The 18,183-nt window shown below is 56.6% G+C and carries 15 protein-coding genes; 3 read left to right on the top strand and 12 right to left on the bottom strand.

Going from position 1 to position 18,183, the window contains the following annotated elements; all coding sequences use genetic code 11:
• Positions 1-30: 30 nt before the first annotated feature.
• On the bottom strand, positions 31-804 hold the full coding sequence (locus RE6C_RS23335; RefSeq protein WP_008660605.1) for a lipoate--protein ligase family protein: 774 nt from the start codon (positions 802-804) through the stop codon (positions 31-33).
• Entirely contained in the window at positions 785-4,429 is a 3,645-nt protein-coding gene (locus tag RE6C_RS23330; protein WP_008660604.1) for an ABC transporter permease, read from the bottom strand. Before RE6C_RS23330 ends, RE6C_RS23335 begins: the two co-directional genes overlap by 20 nt.
• A gap of 158 nt (positions 4,430-4,587) precedes the next feature.
• Between RE6C_RS23330 and RE6C_RS23320 the strand changes: the two genes are divergently transcribed.
• The gene (locus RE6C_RS23320; protein ID WP_008660602.1) at positions 4,588-6,564 is read left to right on the top strand and encodes a TolC family protein; all 1,977 of its coding nucleotides are present in this window, start codon (positions 4,588-4,590) and stop codon (positions 6,562-6,564) included.
• A gap of 215 nt (positions 6,565-6,779) precedes the next feature.
• Here RE6C_RS23320 and RE6C_RS23315 read toward each other — a convergent pair whose 3' ends face one another.
• The 10 genes from RE6C_RS23315 to aroF all read right to left on the bottom strand — a co-directional run bounded on the left by RE6C_RS23315 (position 6,780) and on the right by aroF (position 14,861).
• Positions 6,780-7,559 (bottom strand): SDR family NAD(P)-dependent oxidoreductase, encoded by a 780-nt coding sequence (locus RE6C_RS23315; protein ID WP_008660600.1) that lies wholly within the window; start codon positions 7,557-7,559, stop codon positions 6,780-6,782.
• Positions 7,560-7,628: 69 nt separating this feature from the next.
• Positions 7,629-7,988, bottom strand: coding sequence for a hypothetical protein (locus RE6C_RS23310; RefSeq protein WP_008660599.1), 360 nt, complete (start codon positions 7,986-7,988; stop codon positions 7,629-7,631).
• Positions 7,989-7,995: 7 nt separating this feature from the next.
• Positions 7,996-9,651: a putative manganese-dependent inorganic diphosphatase gene (locus tag RE6C_RS23305; protein ID WP_007332016.1), complete on the bottom strand. Its 1,656-nt coding sequence runs from the start codon at positions 9,649-9,651 to the stop codon at positions 7,996-7,998.
• 276 nt (positions 9,652-9,927) lie between these two features.
• A complete protein-coding gene (locus RE6C_RS23300) occupies positions 9,928-10,491 on the bottom strand; it encodes a phosphopantothenoylcysteine decarboxylase (RefSeq protein WP_008660596.1) in 564 nt (187 codons plus the stop codon).
• Positions 10,491-10,763 carry a DNA-directed RNA polymerase subunit omega gene (locus tag RE6C_RS23295; RefSeq protein ID WP_007326729.1) on the bottom strand — a complete coding sequence of 91 codons (273 nt, stop codon included), beginning with the start codon at positions 10,761-10,763 and terminating at the stop codon, positions 10,491-10,493. The genes RE6C_RS23300 and RE6C_RS23295 overlap by 1 nt, the downstream gene beginning before the upstream one ends.
• The gene (gene gmk / locus RE6C_RS23290; RefSeq protein ID WP_008660594.1) at positions 10,748-11,377 is read right to left on the bottom strand and encodes a guanylate kinase; all 630 of its coding nucleotides are present in this window, start codon (positions 11,375-11,377) and stop codon (positions 10,748-10,750) included. Before gmk ends, RE6C_RS23295 begins: the two co-directional genes overlap by 16 nt.
• An 8-nt stretch (positions 11,378-11,385) precedes the next feature.
• Positions 11,386-12,336 carry a YicC/YloC family endoribonuclease gene (locus RE6C_RS23285; RefSeq protein WP_007332020.1) on the bottom strand — a complete coding sequence of 317 codons (951 nt, stop codon included), beginning with the start codon at positions 12,334-12,336 and terminating at the stop codon, positions 11,386-11,388.
• Positions 12,337-12,410: 74 nt separating this feature from the next.
• Positions 12,411-12,980 carry a preprotein translocase subunit SecG gene (gene secG, locus RE6C_RS23280; protein ID WP_008660593.1) on the bottom strand — a complete coding sequence of 190 codons (570 nt, stop codon included), beginning with the start codon at positions 12,978-12,980 and terminating at the stop codon, positions 12,411-12,413.
• Positions 12,981-13,032: 52 nt separating this feature from the next.
• Complete coding sequence (tpiA, locus tag RE6C_RS23275; protein WP_008660591.1) at positions 13,033-13,797, bottom strand: triose-phosphate isomerase; 765 nt, start codon at positions 13,795-13,797, stop codon at positions 13,033-13,035.
• A complete protein-coding gene (gene aroF / locus RE6C_RS23270) occupies positions 13,794-14,861 on the bottom strand; it encodes a 3-deoxy-7-phosphoheptulonate synthase (RefSeq protein WP_008660590.1) in 1,068 nt (355 codons plus the stop codon). The genes tpiA and aroF overlap by 4 nt, the downstream gene beginning before the upstream one ends.
• A gap of 455 nt (positions 14,862-15,316) precedes the next feature.
• On the opposite strand from aroF, the gene RE6C_RS23265 reads away from it, so the two are divergent.
• Together RE6C_RS23265 and RE6C_RS33305 are read left to right on the top strand one after the other, a co-directional pair.
• Positions 15,317-15,898, top strand: coding sequence for an RNA polymerase sigma factor (locus tag RE6C_RS23265; RefSeq protein WP_007332024.1), 582 nt, complete (start codon positions 15,317-15,319; stop codon positions 15,896-15,898).
• 49 nt (positions 15,899-15,947) lie between these two features.
• Positions 15,948-18,158 (top strand): VWA domain-containing protein, encoded by a 2,211-nt coding sequence (locus tag RE6C_RS33305; protein WP_008660588.1) that lies wholly within the window; start codon positions 15,948-15,950, stop codon positions 18,156-18,158.
• Positions 18,159-18,183 lie beyond the last annotated feature (25 nt).

The raw sequence follows: 18,183 nt of genomic DNA, 5'->3' as shown, positions 1-18,183 counted from the left end.
CACTCTTTCCACGACACTCCGCGGCATCCATCAACGCCGAACGTGCCAATCCTCGGTGCCATAACGCGTCCTTAACAATTCGTCAGCCACTTCTTCGATGGATCGAACCACCGACGAGTCAGGCTTGGACGACGCCCCAAATTGCTCCGCCAAATCCAAAGTCAACTGCGGAACATCGACATTGATGTTCCCGATGAATTCGCGGTGACTTCTTTGCTGACGATACTCCGGCTGTCTCGGTGCAAAATCCAAGCACGACTGGATCAGATCCAAATCGGAATCAACCAAGATGGTGCCATGATAAAGCAGGTGATGTCGCGCCACACGCAAGCTGTTGCCGGAGAACTTTCGGTTCTCAAACGTCAAGTCGCAGATTCCTTTTCGTTCCGCATTCGGCAACTGTGACTGGACCGCCGCGAGAACTCGCTGCATCACATAATCATGCGCAACGTCGATCTTGCGAATCGACGTTTCATCGAGCAACCGCAGCACGACGCTGTACATCCAACACCCTGGTCCGCCGACCACGGAAGCGCCCCCGGTACAACGTCGCAGCACCTCAATTCGACGCTCGCGACACCAACGACGATTCACTTCTTCATTGATTTTGGAACTGCGACCCAAAACGACGGTCGGCTGATCGAACTGCCACAACCGCAACGAATCAGTATCCATCGTCGTGGACTCGTCTTCGCCGACGACTTGGTCCGCCCACTGCAACATCGCCTCATCACGTGCGAGTTGCCTGCGGGCGAGCATCGATGAAACTTCGGCAGGGTCGTTTTCAAAGTTCAACAACTGCATTTTCGGCTCGCAACGATTCGATCAACGGCAGCGTCAACACTTTCCAAACGGCCACCAAACCGGCCAAGGTCCCAAACAACAAAATCGCAAGCAAGATCCCCAGCGGTTCCATGATCGGCATGCTGGTTCCTGACAACCAAGCGTACGGCAAAACGGCCATCATCGCGGTCACCGCTCCGCATCCAATCCCGATAGCAAGCAAGAACGTATTCTCCCCCAACACCAACGCTGCCAAACGCTGACGAGTGAATCCGACCGCTCGCATCACCGCCAACTCGCCGCGACGTTCCAAAACGCTTCGCAATTGAGCGACCGCCAAACCGATCGTTCCAAGCAACAATCCCAACGCCCCTAAACTTTGGAACGTTCGCAGATACGTGTTTTGAACCGCCAACAATCCCGCCAACACATGGTCGGCACGTTGCACGTCCATGCCAGCGTCAACCAAACGCGACTCCAACACTTCGGCAATCTCATCAACTTCGTCATCGCGGTCTGAAAGTTCACTCGCAGCGGACTCCGACGCGTCCCCACCTTGCATCGCAAACAGGAAGTACTCGTAACCAGTAGAACTCGGAAAGACGTTCTCGAAGGCTCGTTCACCAATGATCAACTTGCCTTGCAACACCGAGCCCGCCAACAAACCGACCACGCGAAAATGCACATCACCGCTGCCGTAGTCGAATGCTTTGACTTCACCCAGACCACCACGCATTTGCAAACTCCACATGGCGGTGTTTTGATCAATCACGACCGGCACCGGATCCTCGACCGTTCCGGCCGCGGGAACATCCAACAACTCCCAGGTCGCCTCCGACGAGTCCGCCTCCATGCTCGCCCAACCAAAACCGTCCAGCGAATCTTGATCTGACAATCCAATGACCGTCGGACGCATCGCTTGATAAAGATTGTTGCAACTCGCATCGTCGCCACCCTTCATCCGAAACGGAACGACGCGAACGTTGTCTTTAGTGAACGATTCGGCATCTCGACCGAGCAACTCCGCACGCACATCCTCCGCACGCAGATCTTGGTGAAGCGGCTGGGCCGTTTGTCCGATCAAGTCAAAGCCACCGGTCCCTTCTCGCGTCGGCGACAATCTAAACACGCTGATCGACAAGATCAAGAAAGCCGCCGTCGCAACCAACCCGATCGCAAGCGTGCTGCGGAGGGGACTGCGACGAGCGTTGGCCATCGCCAGTGAACTCAGCGACCCACCGCCCAGCCCCGGTGTTCGCATCGCGTGACCGGTTGAAGCTTGCTCACCGCGAGCCCCACCGGAATCTCCTCGTCTGCGAAGCGATCGGTGCACCCAAATCAAAATCGCCACCAACGACAACATTCCGGCTCCAACGAAGCCGCCCGCCGCTTGTTGACCGCCGCCCATTGCTCCAGCGATCGCGGCAACAAACGCGAGCACTAGCAACGCGATGGCAACCCATTTCGATGCATTGCCATCATTGGGATTCTTGGCCTTCGCACCGCCGCTCAAAGCATGCGATGAATCCATCGTGCGGCCACCAACCAACGCAGCAGGATTCAACCGCAACAAGAAACGCAGCGTCCAGGCCGCCGTGAACATGCACACCAACCAACCGAGGATCCCTCCCAAGGCGATCGACATCGGCGTCGCATGAAATTGCAAGAACGGAACCGTGACCGCTCCGACCCACCATGACTTGAGCGCCCACAGAACCGCCCACGCGTAAGCCACTCCGCCCGCGATTCCGAGCAGTGTTCCGAACGCAGCTGTCACCGCGGTTTCACCCAACGCCAACTTCATCACTCGTCGCGGGGTGAATCCAACGGCCAACAATGTGCCGAACTCACTGAGTCGTTGAATCACGCCCAATCGCAACAGCAAAGCGATCAACATCGTCGCGGCCAAGATCACAAAGAACGACAAGGCCAAGAACAAACCATCAAACGGTGTGGTGCCTTTGGACGCCGCCAACTGCTCGGCACGAATGGATCGCGGTGTCCAACCAAGCTCACTCTGCACGCCGCGAGTGGCAGCCAGGATTTTGGCTCGCAAGGCGGGCATGTCTTTGGCCAAACTCGCATCAATCCTCAAACCAGTCGTTTGCCCAAAGCGGCTTCCAAAAATCGTCTGGCCGACGTCCAGCGGAACAAACGCTTTGGGGGTCAACCGCTGCTCGTTCCAATAGGCATCGTCCTCACGTTCAATCTTTCGATCCAACTGAAACGGCAAGTCCCAATCGCCGATCGAATCTTGATCGGTCACGCCAGGAACATCGGGCGTCAACGCCGGATCGTTGTAGCGAGTGATCGGCTCGTCAAACACAGCTTCCCGGTTCCTGCGATAAGGCTTGCTTGGGATCGTCAACGGAACAATCTGAGTCACCACCGCATCGAACGACCGTTCAATTTCGCGGCCGTTTTCAACCTCCGGTTCGTAGAAGAACACGCGAACTTGATCACCAACTGCGGCACCCAAACGATTCGCGGTCCAATCATTCAACACGATCGGGGTTTCGCCCGAATCCGTCGTCGGTTGCTCCTGGAACGAATAGTCCAGCGGCAACGTGGGCCCGTCACTAATGGCGGACAACGTGCTGTAAGGAACCGAATGGGATTGGTCGTTGACGATCACTTCGCCGGTTTCGGGATCGACCTTTTCGATCGCATTGGCGAGGTAAGTCATCACCGGCGTCACGGTGCCTTCGGGCAAAGCATCCATGACCGCGTTGACCGCATCGTTCTTCAGCAACAGGTTCTCGCTAGTCAGCGAAATGTAGTCGATGACTGGCTCGCCGCCTTCTTCACCACCCCGCTGAATGTGTTGCAGGTTCCATCCCAGCGTTTCCAACGACCAACTCACGTCATCCCCAGAAATTTCGCGAGCCAGGAAAATCGCATTCGCTTGTCCATCGCGGTCCAACACGTCTGCGATGACTGTGCGAGACGCAAAAACCGTCTTGGGTGCCGCTTGGTTGGGACTCAGCGAAAATCGGCCCAGTCCGGAATCGGGCACGATGGCAGCGACCTTCATGCGAGGCAATCCTTCGCTTTGGATCTCTCGACGCCCCAGCGGACTATCGGCCGGCACCGCACCCTCAACCGGCAATCGCAATGTGACTTGATCGCCGACGGAAACCTTCAATTCGTCCGCAGCGGCTTGATTCAAGACAACGCTTTCTTCTCCCGGCATCGCCTCCGGCCGAATCCCGGTCACGTCCAAATCCCAAAACGATTCGTCGATCCCAAGAACTTGAACGCCGCCGATGCGTCGCTGTCGATCCGAACCTTCGACATCCGCCTCGATACTGCCACCGGGAAACAAAATGACCGGCGTCACGAAGGAATCCTTCGCGGTGGTGCCCGTTGTTTCCGTCTCTCCCTGACCGATGGATTCGCCTTCGATGGACAAATCCGCCAACGGGAAAAAGGCTCCAGGCGAAACAATCGATTCAATCTTCCCGAGCCGCTCCACCGTCAGCGATTTCAAGCTGCCACGCATGGAATCGCCCACCAACAAGGCTCCCGTGATCACCGCGGTCGCAGTCGCTACCCCGAGCGCCACCGCAACCGTCACAGCTTGACGATGACGAAGCGTCGAAAGGATCAGCGAGACCAAAGTGACGGATCGAGCGCGAGATGCCATTGGTTTCCGGGGGTCGGGGGGTGTCAACGGTCGTGACGGATGAACACGCGTCACAGTTCAAAGTGCCTGGCGTGCTCGAATTGCGACGATAACACGTTGGAGTTTGATTCCGAGTGCGTCCCACCAAGTTTGTAGGTTTCCTCACCGTCTGTCCACGTATGCCTTTGCAACGCAGTCATTCAACGTTCTGCGACCGCCATGGTCATGGTGGCTGGGATAGTGCATTGCAACGTTGGACGTTGGTGTTCGCCTTGGCATTCATCTCGATCGGGTGCCGATCCAATCAACCAATGCCCGATCGCGTTGCCAATTCAATCAAAGTCCCAAGCGAAATCAACGATCGAACGAATCTAGCGTCGGCCGTTCGCCTGGGAATCCCGACCGCCACGCAACAAGCCGGCGTTGAGCACCACGTTTACAATGACCGCGTCGAGCCAGCCCCCACCAACTCGCACGATCCCTTCGGCGGCAAACGAGACACGCAACGTCTGATCGAGTTGGCCTCCGCTAAACAATCTGGCCAACTGGACATCGCCACCCCGGCGATGCCCTCGTCCGTTCCTCCGTCAGACGCATCGCAGCCCCCGGAGTTCTGGGATCTGACGGAAGCCGAGATGATCACGTTGGCCTTGCAAAACAGCGACGTCATTCGGTCTCTTGGCGTACGAGTCCTCGAAGCACCGGCCTCCGTCACGACAGCCTACGACACCGCGATCCAAGCGACCGACCCAATGTTTGGTCCGCAGGCTGCTTTGGCGGAATTTGACAGTCAACTCAGTGCCTCGCTGACCACCCAAAACAACGACCGCGTTTTCAACAACGCCACGTTGGGCGGACAAGTTCAAGAGTTGGTCCAAGACTACGCCCAATTCCAATCCGGCTGGACAAAACGAAACACTTGGGGCACCCAGTGGGACGTGCAATCCATCCACCAGTACGACAGCAACAACCGAGCGGGCAACTCATTCCCGAGCTACTGGGAAACGCAACTGGAATTGGGAGTCCGTCAACCGTTGCTGCAGGGTGCCGGACGCACGTTCAATCTCATCGCGGGTCCCAACGCTCGCCCCGGGTTGAACTTCTCGAACGGTATTTGGATCGCTCGAATCAATTCCCAAATCAGCCAAGCCGATTTTGAAATTCAGTTGCGAGACTACTTCCTCGAACTGTACACCGCGTATTGGCAACTTCAGCGACTCTATCATTCGTACGCAAGCATTCGCCAAGCTCGAGACGTCTCGTACGAAATCTGGCAAACAGTTCTGTCAAAGAAACAATCCGGACTGATCGGCGGCGAAGCCTACAAGGAAGCTCAGACGCGAGCGCAGTACTACCGCTATCAACGCGAGGCGGACCTTGCACTGGGCGGCAGCGAAGGTGAAACAGGAATCCGGAATGCTGAACGAACACTCCGGCGGATGATTGGGCTGCCCATTGCCGATGGCAAACTCCTGAGACCAGCCGACGGGTTCACGGTCGCCCCCTTCGAATTCGCGATCGATGACAGCGTTGCTCGCGGGTTCCAACACCGAACCGAACTCAGGCGTCAACGCCTGCAGGTCCAACAACACAACCTCCGGCTCGTCGCTGCCAAGAACTTCCTGCTTCCACGATTGGACATGATCGGTCGCACACGAGTGAGAGGCTTTGGCGACGACCTGACGGGCGATGGCCCACGTTTCAGCAGTGCAGCCGACGACTTCTTCTCTTTCGATCACACCGAGTGGGAATTCGGCGTCGAAATGGGTGTCGCTCCTTTGAGGCGACAAGCCAAAGCCGCAGTGCGAAATGCCAAACTGCAACTGCACCGTGAACGCTCCATCCTGGAAGAGCAACAACACGCGGTGACGTTTGAAATTCACGACGCGATTTCGAACAGCCAATCCAGCTTCGCCGCGTTGCAGAATTCGCTCGCCCGCGTTGAAGCGGGCCAAGAACGCCTCGCTTCCTCGAGGGCCCTCTATGACGCCGGAAAAATTCAATTGGAGTTTTTGATCGACGCAACGGAGGAACTGCTTCATTCCCAACGTCAATTGCATGTTGACCAAACGAACTACAGCTTGTCGCTCGTTCGAATCAGCCGAGCGATGGGAACGCTGCTATCCGACGTCGGCGTTCACTCTTACCGCCGCTAAGATCGGTCTTGGGGCCTTCCAAGGCCGTCGAAGTGAAAACCCGACGCGTGAGCGAGGCATTCCCCAGATTCCGGCCGCGCAAGTTTTGAAGTTGCGCTTTTGCAGTCGGTTTTGTTGGCCAACGGCCAACATCCACCCAAACGTTTTAAATTGAATTTGGCCGTTGGCCATTAGAAAAAAAACCAACCTCAAAACTCACGCCGCGGTTTTCCAGGTCAGCGAGCCGTCCAGCCTCCATCGACCGTCAGCATGCTGCCCGTCATGTAGCTCGAAGCATCGCTGGCCAAGAAAATCGCAGCCCCTTGGATCTCTTGCATCTGTCCCCAACGCTCCAGGGCGGTCGCACCGACAATGAACCGTTTGGCTTCTTCGGTATCCGCGATTGGGACGTTCATCGGAGTCAAAAACGGACCAGGGCAAATGGCATTGACGGTGACATTGTCTGGGGCCAGTTCCAAACCCAATGCTCGTGTCATTTGCACCACCGCACCTTTGCTGGATGCGTACGGAGTTCGGTTGGCCAACCCGACCAAACCGAGCGTGCTGGCCAGGTTGATGATTCGGCCGGCACCGTTCTTCTTCATCACCGAACTGGCGTGCTTGCAACACAACCACATGCCATCCACGTTCGTTGCCTGAACCTGCCGGAATTGTTCCAGCGTCAGCTCATCGATCGAGCCACGCACATTGATTCCTGCACTGTTGATCAATACATCCAACCGAGAAAACTGGTCGACGCATCGCTGCACCATCTCAGCAACATTGCTTTCGACGGTCACGTCCGCCCCGATGCCGATTGCTTGAACCGGGTATTCGTCAGCAATCTTCTTTGCCGCCTCGGACGCTTCGTGTTCATTGCGACTGACCAAACAGACGTTCGCGCCGGCGGATGCGAGCCCGGCACCCATCGCTTCGCCCAACCCTTTGGAGCCTCCCGTGATCAGGGCGGTTCGACCGGACAAATCAAAGAGCTTCACACCGGGCCATCGAGTCATGTTTGTCACCAGAGAGAAAACGGGGAACGAGACCCAGACCAACTGCTCAATCAGCGGCAGCTTGCCGTCTCAAGAAATCGCGATTCGGCCGCCAATGTATCCAGCGAACAAAGCAATGAGAGAATAGAACCCGGTCAGGCCAATGACGAGCCCCAGCATCGAGTCCAGCCCCATTCCCTGCAAGTGAACCGCCACCGCGAAGGACATCAATACCATGCCCGAGAAAACGGATGCGAGAAAGCACCAGAACATGGTGGATAGAAACCCGAGGACCATGCCTTCCAAGGTTCCCGAAGCGGCTCGTCCGGCCAGCGGTCCAATGGTCGCCGGGCCGAGAGCCACCCAGAACACCGGGTTTAATCGCACCAACGAGAAAACAATTGCAGCCCACGTCAACACCAAGATCAAATGCACGATGCGGAACTGCATGACAGACTCACGTGGGTCCAGGTGAATTTTCCAACAGGCTGCTGATCAGCGGCAACAACTGCTTTTTGCGACTGACGACGTTCTCCAATTTATACAATCGATCTTCGAGCTGGGGGTAGTTGATCTCCTCCCAACCTTCCGGCTCGCTGCTCATCAACAACAAACTTCCGTTGCTGGAGATATCCGTCACCAACAGGGCTGAAAACTCAAGGTTCTCCTCTTCCGACAATCGCACCAAAGCCTGACTGAGTTCGGTTTGGCGTTCCCAGAACAGATCGAGTCCGATCTCTTCGATTTGAGAGATCGAAAATCGTCGTCCGTTCTCTTCGAACTGCTTGCAATCTTCGCGAACGACCTTGTCCGGCGTGCAGGATCGAAGTGCCGAACCGATCTCGAAGAATTCATTGGCGTACTCAGCCAACTCCACTTTGCAGTAACCCTGCAACCATTCCAGTAATTCGCGATCCACGTCCGTTGTTGTCGGCGAACGCAGATACAGCGTGTCACTGATGATTCCCGATGCCATGCAAAGCGCGATGCCGGGTTCAGGATCCAAACCTTCCTGCCGATACATGCGTGCCACCAATGTGCACGTCGACCCGACGGGATCCATGATGAACCGAATGGGCCCGGTCGATTTCAATGAGCCACCAAGTCGGTGGTGATCGAGAACTTCGACGATGTCAGAATCTTCCGCACCTTCGACGGCCTGTCCGATTTCGTTGTGATCCACCAACACCAATTGAGGCCGGGGTGGGTGAACCATGTCCGATTTGCTCAACACCCCAATCAACTTTTGATTGTCGACCACGGGGAACACGGTCTGCGCCGACCGATAAATCTGTTGTTTGGCTGCTGCCACAGGCAGCTTCGCGGACAACGCCAGGAAATCTCGATTGACGACTTCTTCAATCAACTGAGCGGCTTTGATCCGCATCGTCGTCGTTGCGGTGTCATACGGGCTGTTGATGACCGTCACGCCACGTCCGCGCGCGAGTTCCATCAAACCACTGGAGAGCTCATAGCCTCCGGTGACCACCAATCCTCGCACACCCATCTCGAGAGCGGGCAACTGGATCGTCGGCCGGTCACCGCTGACGACCAACAACCGATCGGCCGGGAATTGCTTCATGCGTTCGCAGAATCCACCGGCGCTCATCGCCCCCACGGTCAGGATCATGTCCTCATTGAGGCTCGAATCGACCGCGTGCTGGTACGATCCGCCCAACACGGAAACGACTTTATCGAGGTTGGTGCGAACCTCTCGAGATCGATATGGATCCACACCACCTTGGAAGACCAGCTCCAACAGATCCAGCAGCGTGACCAATCCGATCAACTGATCGTTGTCATCCAACACCGGAATGGACCGAAGCTCATGCTCGTCCATCCGTTCGTAGACTTCATAAAAGACGTCCGAAGTTCGAGCGACGATGACGTCTCGATTGCAGATATCCTCCAGCTCCGGACGGACATCCATGATGATTTTGGGCGCCGCCAGCTTGGCTTTCCGGAGCGCAAATTCGGTTCGTTCGTTGGGTGGACCACAACAGGCCGCCACCGCGTCAGGTCGAGTGGTTCGACGAAGAAAATCAGCGTAGGCCAAAGCACTGCAAATCGCATCCGTGTCCGGATTGCGGTGACCAAAAACGTGGACCGTCATGAAGACTATTCAATAACTCGATGGTGAAACGCGAGATGCAGTGCTTCCCGCGTGGATGATCCCAAGCCAGCCGCCATCACTGAACCGAGCCACCCGCGTTTGTCCAAGTGAGCATTAGCCCACTTCAACCATGGATCGGTTTCCAAATGCACGACCATTCAATCTTAGACCAAATGCCGGCACGAATTGTGCCAAAGATTTCGCTTGCGATGTCACGCCCAAATCACCCTGCAACCGATTTCACTGGTGACGCATTGTCGCACGGCACATCGGCGTTCAGTCGATTTTCGTTGCACGATCGGAGAACAACGTTTCCAACGTCTTCAAAATGGTGACGGGTTCACTCATTCGACCGGTGCCTTTGACTCGGCAACTGAGCCAACCGTCCTCGGGTCCGACCAAATGACAACCATCCTCTCGAAGCATTTCCACGTTTCGCTGGACCGCCACATGGTTCCACATTGGATCGCTCATCGCGGGTGCCAGCAACACCGGGCTGGTGTTTTGCAGATACAACGTGCTGATCAGATCTGACGCCATTCCCTGAGCGAACTGAGCCATCAAATTCGCGGTCGCGGGTGCAACGACCATCGCGTCGATTTCTCGCGTCAGCTCGATGTGGCTTCCCAGAGGAAATCTCGCATCGAAGACTTCATGAACGACCGGACGGCCCGAAAGCGCCGCCAAAGTCGCATCACCGATGAATTCGGTGGCCGCCCGAGACGTGACCACCTGAACTTGATGGCCAGCCTGTGCCAATTTGCTGCACAGGTCGGCCGCTTTGTACGCGGCGATTCCACCACCAATCGCCAACAGAATCCGCCGCGTCTTGGGTTCCATTACAGGTCCGAAGGATCCAGTTCAGGAGCTTCGCTAGCGGCAACGATGGCATCGAGGTCGTCGACCGTTTCGATTTCGTTTTCCATGTTCAGAAAGATCTTGTCCTGGACAATCTCTTGCAACACGATCGACATTTTGTCGTGCGTGTCCACGCTGACCAACGCTCGGCTGCCCTGGTTGAGCTGGACGAGACGTTTTTGGATCAAGGTGCTGAGTTTGAAACGGCCACCGATCTTGTTGACGATTTCTTCTTCTTTCAGTTCTTCGAGCACGGCGTCGTTTTCCTTTGATCCATTAAGATCTGGCAAATTTCGGTGACAGCGTTGTCGACCGATTCATTGATGATTTCGTATTGATAGCGGCTCAAGCATTGCATCTCGGCCGCGGCGGTTTCGAGTCGAGCAGTCAGAGAAGATTCTGATTCGGTGCCACGGTTTCGCAACCGTCGTTCCAACTCTTCCATGCTGCCGGGATGCACAAAGATCGTCACGGGGCGGTAGTGAGGGTCATCCAGGACCGCCATCGCACCTTGCACATCAATCTCTAAAATTACCCATTTCCCGGCATTCAGGCCAGTGGCAACTTGGTCCTTTAGGGTGCCATACCACTGCCCAAGGCTGAAAACTTGCTTGCATTCGACAAAGTCGTTCAGCTTTCGTCGGCGCTCGAATTCCTCGTGGGACAGGAAAAAGTAGTCTCGTCCGTGGATTTCGCCCGGACGAGGCTCGCGAGTTGTGGCGGAAACGCTGAGTTGCAACGGCACGTCACAACGTTTCATCAACTGCTTCACAACCGTCGACTTTCCCGCGCCGCTGGGCCCGGAAATGATAACCAGACGGCCGGGATGAGCGGTTTCGCCGCCAGATGGGCTGGAAGGATCGTTCATACCGACGGTTACTCCAAATTCTGAACGAGTTCACGCATGCGTTCGATCGCGCACTTGATCTCCACGACATGCTCAGCAATTTCCGCGTCACCGGCTTTGCTGCCGATCGTGTTGGTTTCGCGATTGAGCTCCTGAATGATGAAATCAAGCTTTCGCCCGACCGCTTCCCCGCGACTGCCCGACTCGCTGGAAGCCGTCTCCGCCGAGTCGCCCGCCAAAACGCCTCGCATCAATCCTAGGTGACTTCCCAATCGCGTTAGTTCTTCGCTGATATCGGATCGGTCTGCAAAAAGTTGGACTTCTCGGATCAAATCCACCGGGTCGCCCGCCGACAAGCCGTTGTCAGCCAATGCATTCTCGATCCGTTCGCGTAAACGTTCTTGGTATCGAGCCACAACCTGAGGACTCCGTTTGGCGATTTCCTCGCAGCGGGTCTGAATCAGCGTCATGTCCTGCTCGATCGATTCGGCCATCGCGATGGCTTCATCCGATCGCATCTGCTTGAAACGATCCAGCGCGGATTCCACGCTTTCCTGGATCAACGACCACTTGGCCGCCAAAGCCTGCTCATCGGCCGATCGGTTCTGTGATCCGGCCGAAGGCGATTCCAGCACACCCGGCATTTGCATCAGGTGAGCCAAATCAATGTTGGTCGAGGTGACGGCATCGCCCATTGCCAAAGAATCAGCGACCTGTGCCAACTGTTCTGCGTATGAACGGACCACATCGGCGTTGATTCGAGGCAGATCAGCTCCGGGTGGCGGAGTGAACCGAACCTGGACAGTGACGCTGCCACGGTGCAGATGCTGACGGACCAAAGCCTCCATCTTGGGCTCAAACTCCGAAACCGAATCACTGGTACGGAGAATGATTTTCAGCCCACGATTGTTTACCGAGCGAATCTCGGTGACGACCGAACCGGCGGCCCCTGAGGTTTCGCCTCGGCCCTGGCCGGTCATGCTGCGCAGCGAAGGGTAGGGCGACCCGCCGTGCGGTGAAGAGGGATTTGCTTGCGTGCGAAGGGACGCCTGCGTCACGGAGTTTCCTCATCCGAGGTGGTTTCAACTTCGGTAGTTTCGTCTGCTTCTGGTTCGGTTTCGGTTTCTTCGGCTGTGTCAGCAGCATCGGAATCGCCCGACGACAAAGAGCCCAACGATCCGATGGCAGCATCCAAATCGCTGACTTCGTCGCTATCAGATCCCGTTGGTACAACCAATCCGCTGGTGATGTCTTCGACGTCATCGCCAGGCCCGCCTTGAATTTGCGAGTCACTGGTGTCGGCGACGGCGGGAGTGTGAGCTCCCAATTGATACATCGCAAATGCACACACCAATGCCCACACGGCCGCGGTTCCGACGGTGATGGCGGTGAATGTGTCACCCGCTTTGCTGCCAAATGCGGACTGGCCACCGGGTCCACCCAGGGCTCCCGTCAAACCGCCGCCTTTGCCGCGTTGGATCAAGATCAGAAGGATCAAGAACACCGACAAAAACGCCATCAACCAACCCAACACGACGCTCATGAACGAGGCCAAGGGCAGGGCGGGAATCAGTTGATTGACCAACGACGCGGGTTGGAGCAAAGAATCGAAAGCGACACTCACGGCGAACAGTCCGTTGAAATGGAAAGGTTGTGGGAACGAATACGGAGTCAGATCAGGCGGAGGGAGCCGCGTTGATGATTCCAGCGAAATCATCGACCTTCAAGCTTGCCCCGCCGACGAGAGCCCCGTCGATGTTGGGTTGGGACAACAACTCTTCTGCGTTGCCCGGTTTCACACTGCCACCGTACTGAATTCGGATTTGTTCGGCGACTTCGGTCGAGAACATTTTTCCCAAAAGCTCACGAATGAAGGCGTGAACCGCTTCAGCTTGCTCTTTGCTGGCGGTTTTACCAGTCCCAATCGCCCAAACAGGCTCGTAGGCGATGACAATGTTGGCCGCACGAGCCTCGTCCAAACCTTCCAACGACCCGCGAATTTGCGTTTCGATGACCGATTCGGTGTCGTCCGCTTCGCGTTGTTCGAGAGTTTCGCCGACACAAACGATCGGGACCAAGTTTCCAGCCAACGCGGCATGCAGTTTTTTCGCGACGCAAGCGTCCGTTTCGCCCATCAATTGACGACGTTCGCTGTGACCCAAAATCACGAATCGGCATCCGACATCGGTCAACATCGACGCGTTGACTTCGCCGGTGAAGGCACCGTCTTCGGCGGCGTACAGGTTCTGAGCGCCCAATTCGACGGGAGTCCCGACGACGGCATCTGCCACGCCGCTCAGGTAAACCGATGGAGGACACAAAACGACTTCGACAGCGGGCGACTTGCCAACTGCGTCGACAATGCCCTTGGCAAGCGACGCGCCGGACTCGGCACGCATGTTCATTTTCCAGTTACCAGCAATCAGAATGCGACGACTCACGCGAGGGCCTCGGTTGGCGGGGTGTTTTTAGTGGTTGAATTCGGAAGAGGTGAGATCGTTTTACCCAGCAGTTCAGCCATCGCGGCCATCTTCTGAACGATCTCGTTGTATTGTTCGGGCAACAAGGCTTGAGCCCCGTCGCTCTTGGCTTCTTCGGGACAATCATGGACTTCGATGTGCACGCCATCCGCACCCGCGGCCAATCCCGCCAGAGCACATGGCGGAATCAAATCCGGCCGGCCCGTCGCATGCGATGGATCGACGATGATCGGCAAGTGCGTCAAACCTTGGACAGCTGGCACGGCAGCGACGTCGTACAGGTTGCGAGTCGACGGATCAAAGCTCTTGATACCACGTTCGCAAAGCACCACGTTCGGGTTGCCTTGAGAGAGCACGTACTCGGCGCTCATCAGCAGGTCTTGGATCGTGGCGGCCATCCCACGTTTGAGCAGGACAGGGCGATCGGTTTTGCCGACCTCGGTCAGCAACACGAAATTCTGCATGTTGCGAGCACCAACTTGCAGCATGTCCGAGTACTCCGCCACCAACTCCACATTTCGCGGGTCCGTGATCTCAGTCACAACCGGCACGCCAAACGTATCGCCGACTTCACGCAGGATCTTCAGGCCAGCTTCGCCCAGACCTTGAAACGCGTAGGGGCTGGTCCGCGGCTTGTAAGCTCCCCCGCGAAACAGGTTGGCACCTGATTTCACGACACTCTCGCCGATCCGCATCATCCGGTCGCGATCTTCGACGCTGCATGGCCCCGCGATCATGGCCAGGTTGCCTCCACCGATCTTCACTCCCGACACGTCGATGACGCTGGATTCAGGATGAGCTTCTCGGGAGGCCAATTTGTAGGGTGGCAAAACGGGAACGACTTGTTGCACGCCGGGGATCGATTGGAGCTGTTGTTCGGTGGTCAGACTCTCGTCGCCAATCATGCCGATGATCGTGCGAAACGTCCCGCGGCTGAGGTGCGTCTGGAACCCCATCGACTCGACCTTTTGGATCACATGGTCGATCTGATCGTCGGTCACGCCGTTTTTCAGAATCAATATCACGACTAAATCCGCGAAATGGCCGGTGGGTGGGGATGCAGACTGCTAAAAGAGACCGCACACCATAGCAGTCGACCCGCCAAATCGTCGAGAGGAGCTGTTTTCAGGGTTGAGGGGCCTGGGGAACACGGCAGTGGCGAAGATTGAAAAAGTTAAATTGACAGTTGCAAATTTGAAATTCAGTGAACTCCCTCTGGGCGAACATCGGGTAGATCAGCACGGCAGCAACAACTGGCCGCCAAACCGCCGAATCTTTGGCCTCCCAACCAAGATTTTACAATTTCAAATTGTCAATTGAACTTTTTCAATCTCCACCGGCAGACAACCAAGTGATGGCGATCCCCTGAACACCCTCAATCTTTTCTGGGCAAACTTCCTAAGAAATCCGCCCCCCACTCGTTGAGTAGTCGGAGGCGACATGACTCGTCTCCCTTTTTCTCCTCTCGCAATGAACCGCCATGAGTCAACCGGCCTCCACTTCCGCGGCCGAGGACCTCGTCGATCCAGGTGCGTCTGAACCGGATTCGTCCGGACAAGATTCTCCTGGGACTCGGAATACCGAGTGGATCGCCGAGGTCGTCGACCAGTTCCAGCGTCCTTTGTTGGCCTACGCCACCGGGATGCTGGCGGATCGCATCGCCGCCCAAGACGCCGTGCAAGAAACGTTTTTGCAATTGTGTCGCAAACGGCCGGACGATTTGGTCGACCGCTTGGCCCCATGGCTGTTCACCGTCTGCCGCTCACGAGTGATTGACATGCAACGCAAACGATCCCCTGACCGACTGGATCCTGACGCTGTCGCCGTCATCGATCCCGCCCCGCGCCCCGACGCGGTGGCCCAAGACCACGAGGCCCACGAGCAAATCGCGGCTTCGATTGAAACGCTGTCGCCCCGACAACGCGAAGTCATCCAGCTTCGAATGCAGGCTGGACTGAGTTACCGAGAAATCGCTGACGTCACCGGCATGACGGTCAGCAACGTCGGCTTTCATCTTCATCAAGCCGTCAAGTCGCTTCGCGATGGTCTGGCCGTCACCTGAAGCCTGACCAGTTCTTCCAATTCATTCTTCCGTCATCGGATCATCGATCATGTCCAATTCATCCACTTCCCCTCCGTGGGACGACCCTCGCGTCACGGCATTCGTCCTGGGCGAACTTCCTGAGAACGAAGCCGCTCAGTTCACCGAAGAGATGAACGCCAACCCGGAACTCGCCACTGCCGTCGAGGAAGCTCGAGCGGTCACCGAGCAAGTCGAATCATTCTTCCACTCCGCCGCGGTCCCACCACTGGAGTCCAACCGCGTCGAAAGCATCGTTCGCGAAAGCGAAACGGCTCCATCAGAAAACGACAAAGCTGCCGCGGGATCGACGGCGGGTGCTGCTTGGTACCAAGCGAAATGGGTTCAGTGGGCAGTCGCAGCCAGCGTCATTGGCATCCTTGCTTCGCTGTTGATTCCGCCAGTCCAAATGGCCCGAGAAACAGCCTTCAACCACCAACCATCAACAGGCGATATCGCCACCAATCAATCGGGTCCCGAATTTTCGGACACGATGGTGATGGATGAAGAGATGCAACTCGAAGATGTTGAGATGGTTTACCAACCATTCGACGGTTCCGCTGCCAAATCAATGCCAACGGAAATGAAGGCCGAGGGCGAGTCCTTTGGCTTGCAGGCAGCCAACCGTGTCTCAGGAATATCGCCTGCCGCCGAAGCCACTTCATCGGATGCGAGCCCACGAACCATTGCCGAGTCCTCGCTTTCTTCGGCGAACGAGCGAGCCGTAAGGTCGAGACGAGCCAAGCGAGCTGAGGATCCAACGATGGAAATGGGCATGGACTCCATGATGGGAATGGGCGACATGGAGATGGCTGGCCCGGCAATGGACATGGGCATGGGCAAGGACGGGATGGGAATGATGGGCGGAGGTATGGGCGGTATGCCAGCGGGCGAGATGCTTCGTCTTGAACTAGATAGCCAGCTCGCTACGTCCACGGACAGCGAACCCTCCGCTGGCAAACCAGTGGTAGGCGACTTTGCAGTGGCTCCCGTTCCGGAACAGCTTGGACGTCAGCAATTTTACTTCCGTGCTTCGCAGGGACGTACTCTCGAACGCCAGCTGGGAGAAACCGAGGAACTGGCACCGACATCAAACCGCCTGGCCATCTTGCCACCCACGCCCGATGGCGAAGGCCGGGGCCCCGGGATGTCCGGTGACAAATTCGAACCGATCCAAGAAAACAAATTCAGACGCGTGACCGAGCATCCGCTCAGCACGTTTTCCGTCGATGTTGATACCGCCAGCTACGCGAAAGTCCGCAGCTACCTGCAACGAGGCCAACTGCCACGTCCCGACTCGGTTCGAATCGAAGAACTGATCAACTACTTCGACTACCAATACACGCCGCCATCGGCGGAAGATCCGGTTCCGTTCTCCTCTGCGATGGCGGTCGCCTCGTGCCCTTGGAACGAAAACAATCGCTTGGTCCGAGTTGGTATCCAAGCCAAAGACATCGACCGAAAAGAACGTCCGCGCTGCAACTTGGTGTTCTTGATCGACACCAGCGGATCGATGAAGCGGCCGAACAAGCTGCCGTTGGTCATCGAAGGCATGAAGGTGCTGCTCGACCAACTGAAAAACAAAGATCGTGTGGCGATCGTGGTCTACGCAGGTTCCTCCGGATTGGTCCTCGACTCGACCCCGGTCAAGCAAAAGAAGAAGATTGTCCGCGCCCTGTCCGCTCTGTCGGCCGGTGGCAGCACCAACGGTGGTGCCGGTTTGCAACTCGCTTACCAAACCGCTCGTGAGAACTTCATCGAGGACGGCGTGAACCGAGTGATCCTGTGCAGCGATGGCGACTTCAACGTCGGCATGACGGGCACCGATCAACTGGTGGCTGAAGCGACTCGCCAATCCAAATCGGGCACCGAACTGACCGTGCTGGGATTCGGCATGGGCAATCACAACGACGCGATGATGGAACGCATCTCCAACTCCGGTGCGGGCAACTACGCCTTCGTTGACACCGTCTCCGAAGCGAAAAAGGTATTGGCGGATCAAGTGACCGGCACGCTGTTCACGGTCGCCAAAGACGTGAAGATCCAAGTCGAATTCAATCCCGCGGTCGTCTCGGCTTACCGATTGATTGGGTACGAGAACCGGATCTTGGCCAAGGAAGACTTCAACGACGACAAGAAAGACGCTGGTGAAATCGGAGCCGGCCACCGCGTGACGGCTCTGTACGAGATCGCTCCGGTGGGTCAGCTCCCCGATTCCATGCCCCCGATGTCGATCCGCTGAAGTATCAGCCCAGTGGCGACGCTGA

The sequence above is a fragment of the Rhodopirellula europaea 6C genome, from assembly GCF_000338295.1.
GTDB classification, from domain to species: domain Bacteria; phylum Planctomycetota; class Planctomycetia; order Pirellulales; family Pirellulaceae; genus Rhodopirellula; species Rhodopirellula europaea.
Note: the sequence above shows the minus strand (reverse complement) of the source record. Positions and strands in the feature narration are given on the sequence as shown.

What these genes read in the sequence shown, in the direction of transcription:
- gmk (WP_008660594.1), bottom strand. Translation starts at nt 11,377, where the DNA reads ATGAACGATCCTTCCAGCCCATCTGGCGGCGAAACCGCTCATCCCGGC.
- RE6C_RS23285 (WP_007332020.1), bottom strand. Translation starts at nt 12,336, where the DNA reads ATGACCGGCCAGGGCCGAGGCGAAACCTCAGGGGCCGCCGGTTCGGTC.
- RE6C_RS23265 (WP_007332024.1), top strand. Translation starts at nt 15,317, where the DNA reads ATGAGTCAACCGGCCTCCACTTCCGCGGCCGAGGACCTCGTCGATCCA.
- RE6C_RS23315 (WP_008660600.1), bottom strand. Translation starts at nt 7,559, where the DNA reads ATGACTCGATGGCCCGGTGTGAAGCTCTTTGATTTGTCCGGTCGAACC.
- RE6C_RS23335 (WP_008660605.1), bottom strand. Translation starts at nt 804, where the DNA reads ATGCAGTTGTTGAACTTTGAAAACGACCCTGCCGAAGTTTCATCGATG.
- RE6C_RS23330 (WP_008660604.1), bottom strand. Translation starts at nt 4,429, where the DNA reads ATGGCATCTCGCGCTCGATCCGTCACTTTGGTCTCGCTGATCCTTTCG.
- RE6C_RS23320 (WP_008660602.1), top strand. Translation starts at nt 4,588, where the DNA reads ATGCCTTTGCAACGCAGTCATTCAACGTTCTGCGACCGCCATGGTCAT.
- RE6C_RS33305 (WP_008660588.1), top strand. Translation starts at nt 15,948, where the DNA reads ATGTCCAATTCATCCACTTCCCCTCCGTGGGACGACCCTCGCGTCACG.
- RE6C_RS23305 (WP_007332016.1), bottom strand. Translation starts at nt 9,651, where the DNA reads ATGACGGTCCACGTTTTTGGTCACCGCAATCCGGACACGGATGCGATT.
- RE6C_RS23310 (WP_008660599.1), bottom strand. Translation starts at nt 7,988, where the DNA reads ATGCAGTTCCGCATCGTGCATTTGATCTTGGTGTTGACGTGGGCTGCA.
- RE6C_RS23300 (WP_008660596.1), bottom strand. Translation starts at nt 10,491, where the DNA reads ATGGAACCCAAGACGCGGCGGATTCTGTTGGCGATTGGTGGTGGAATC.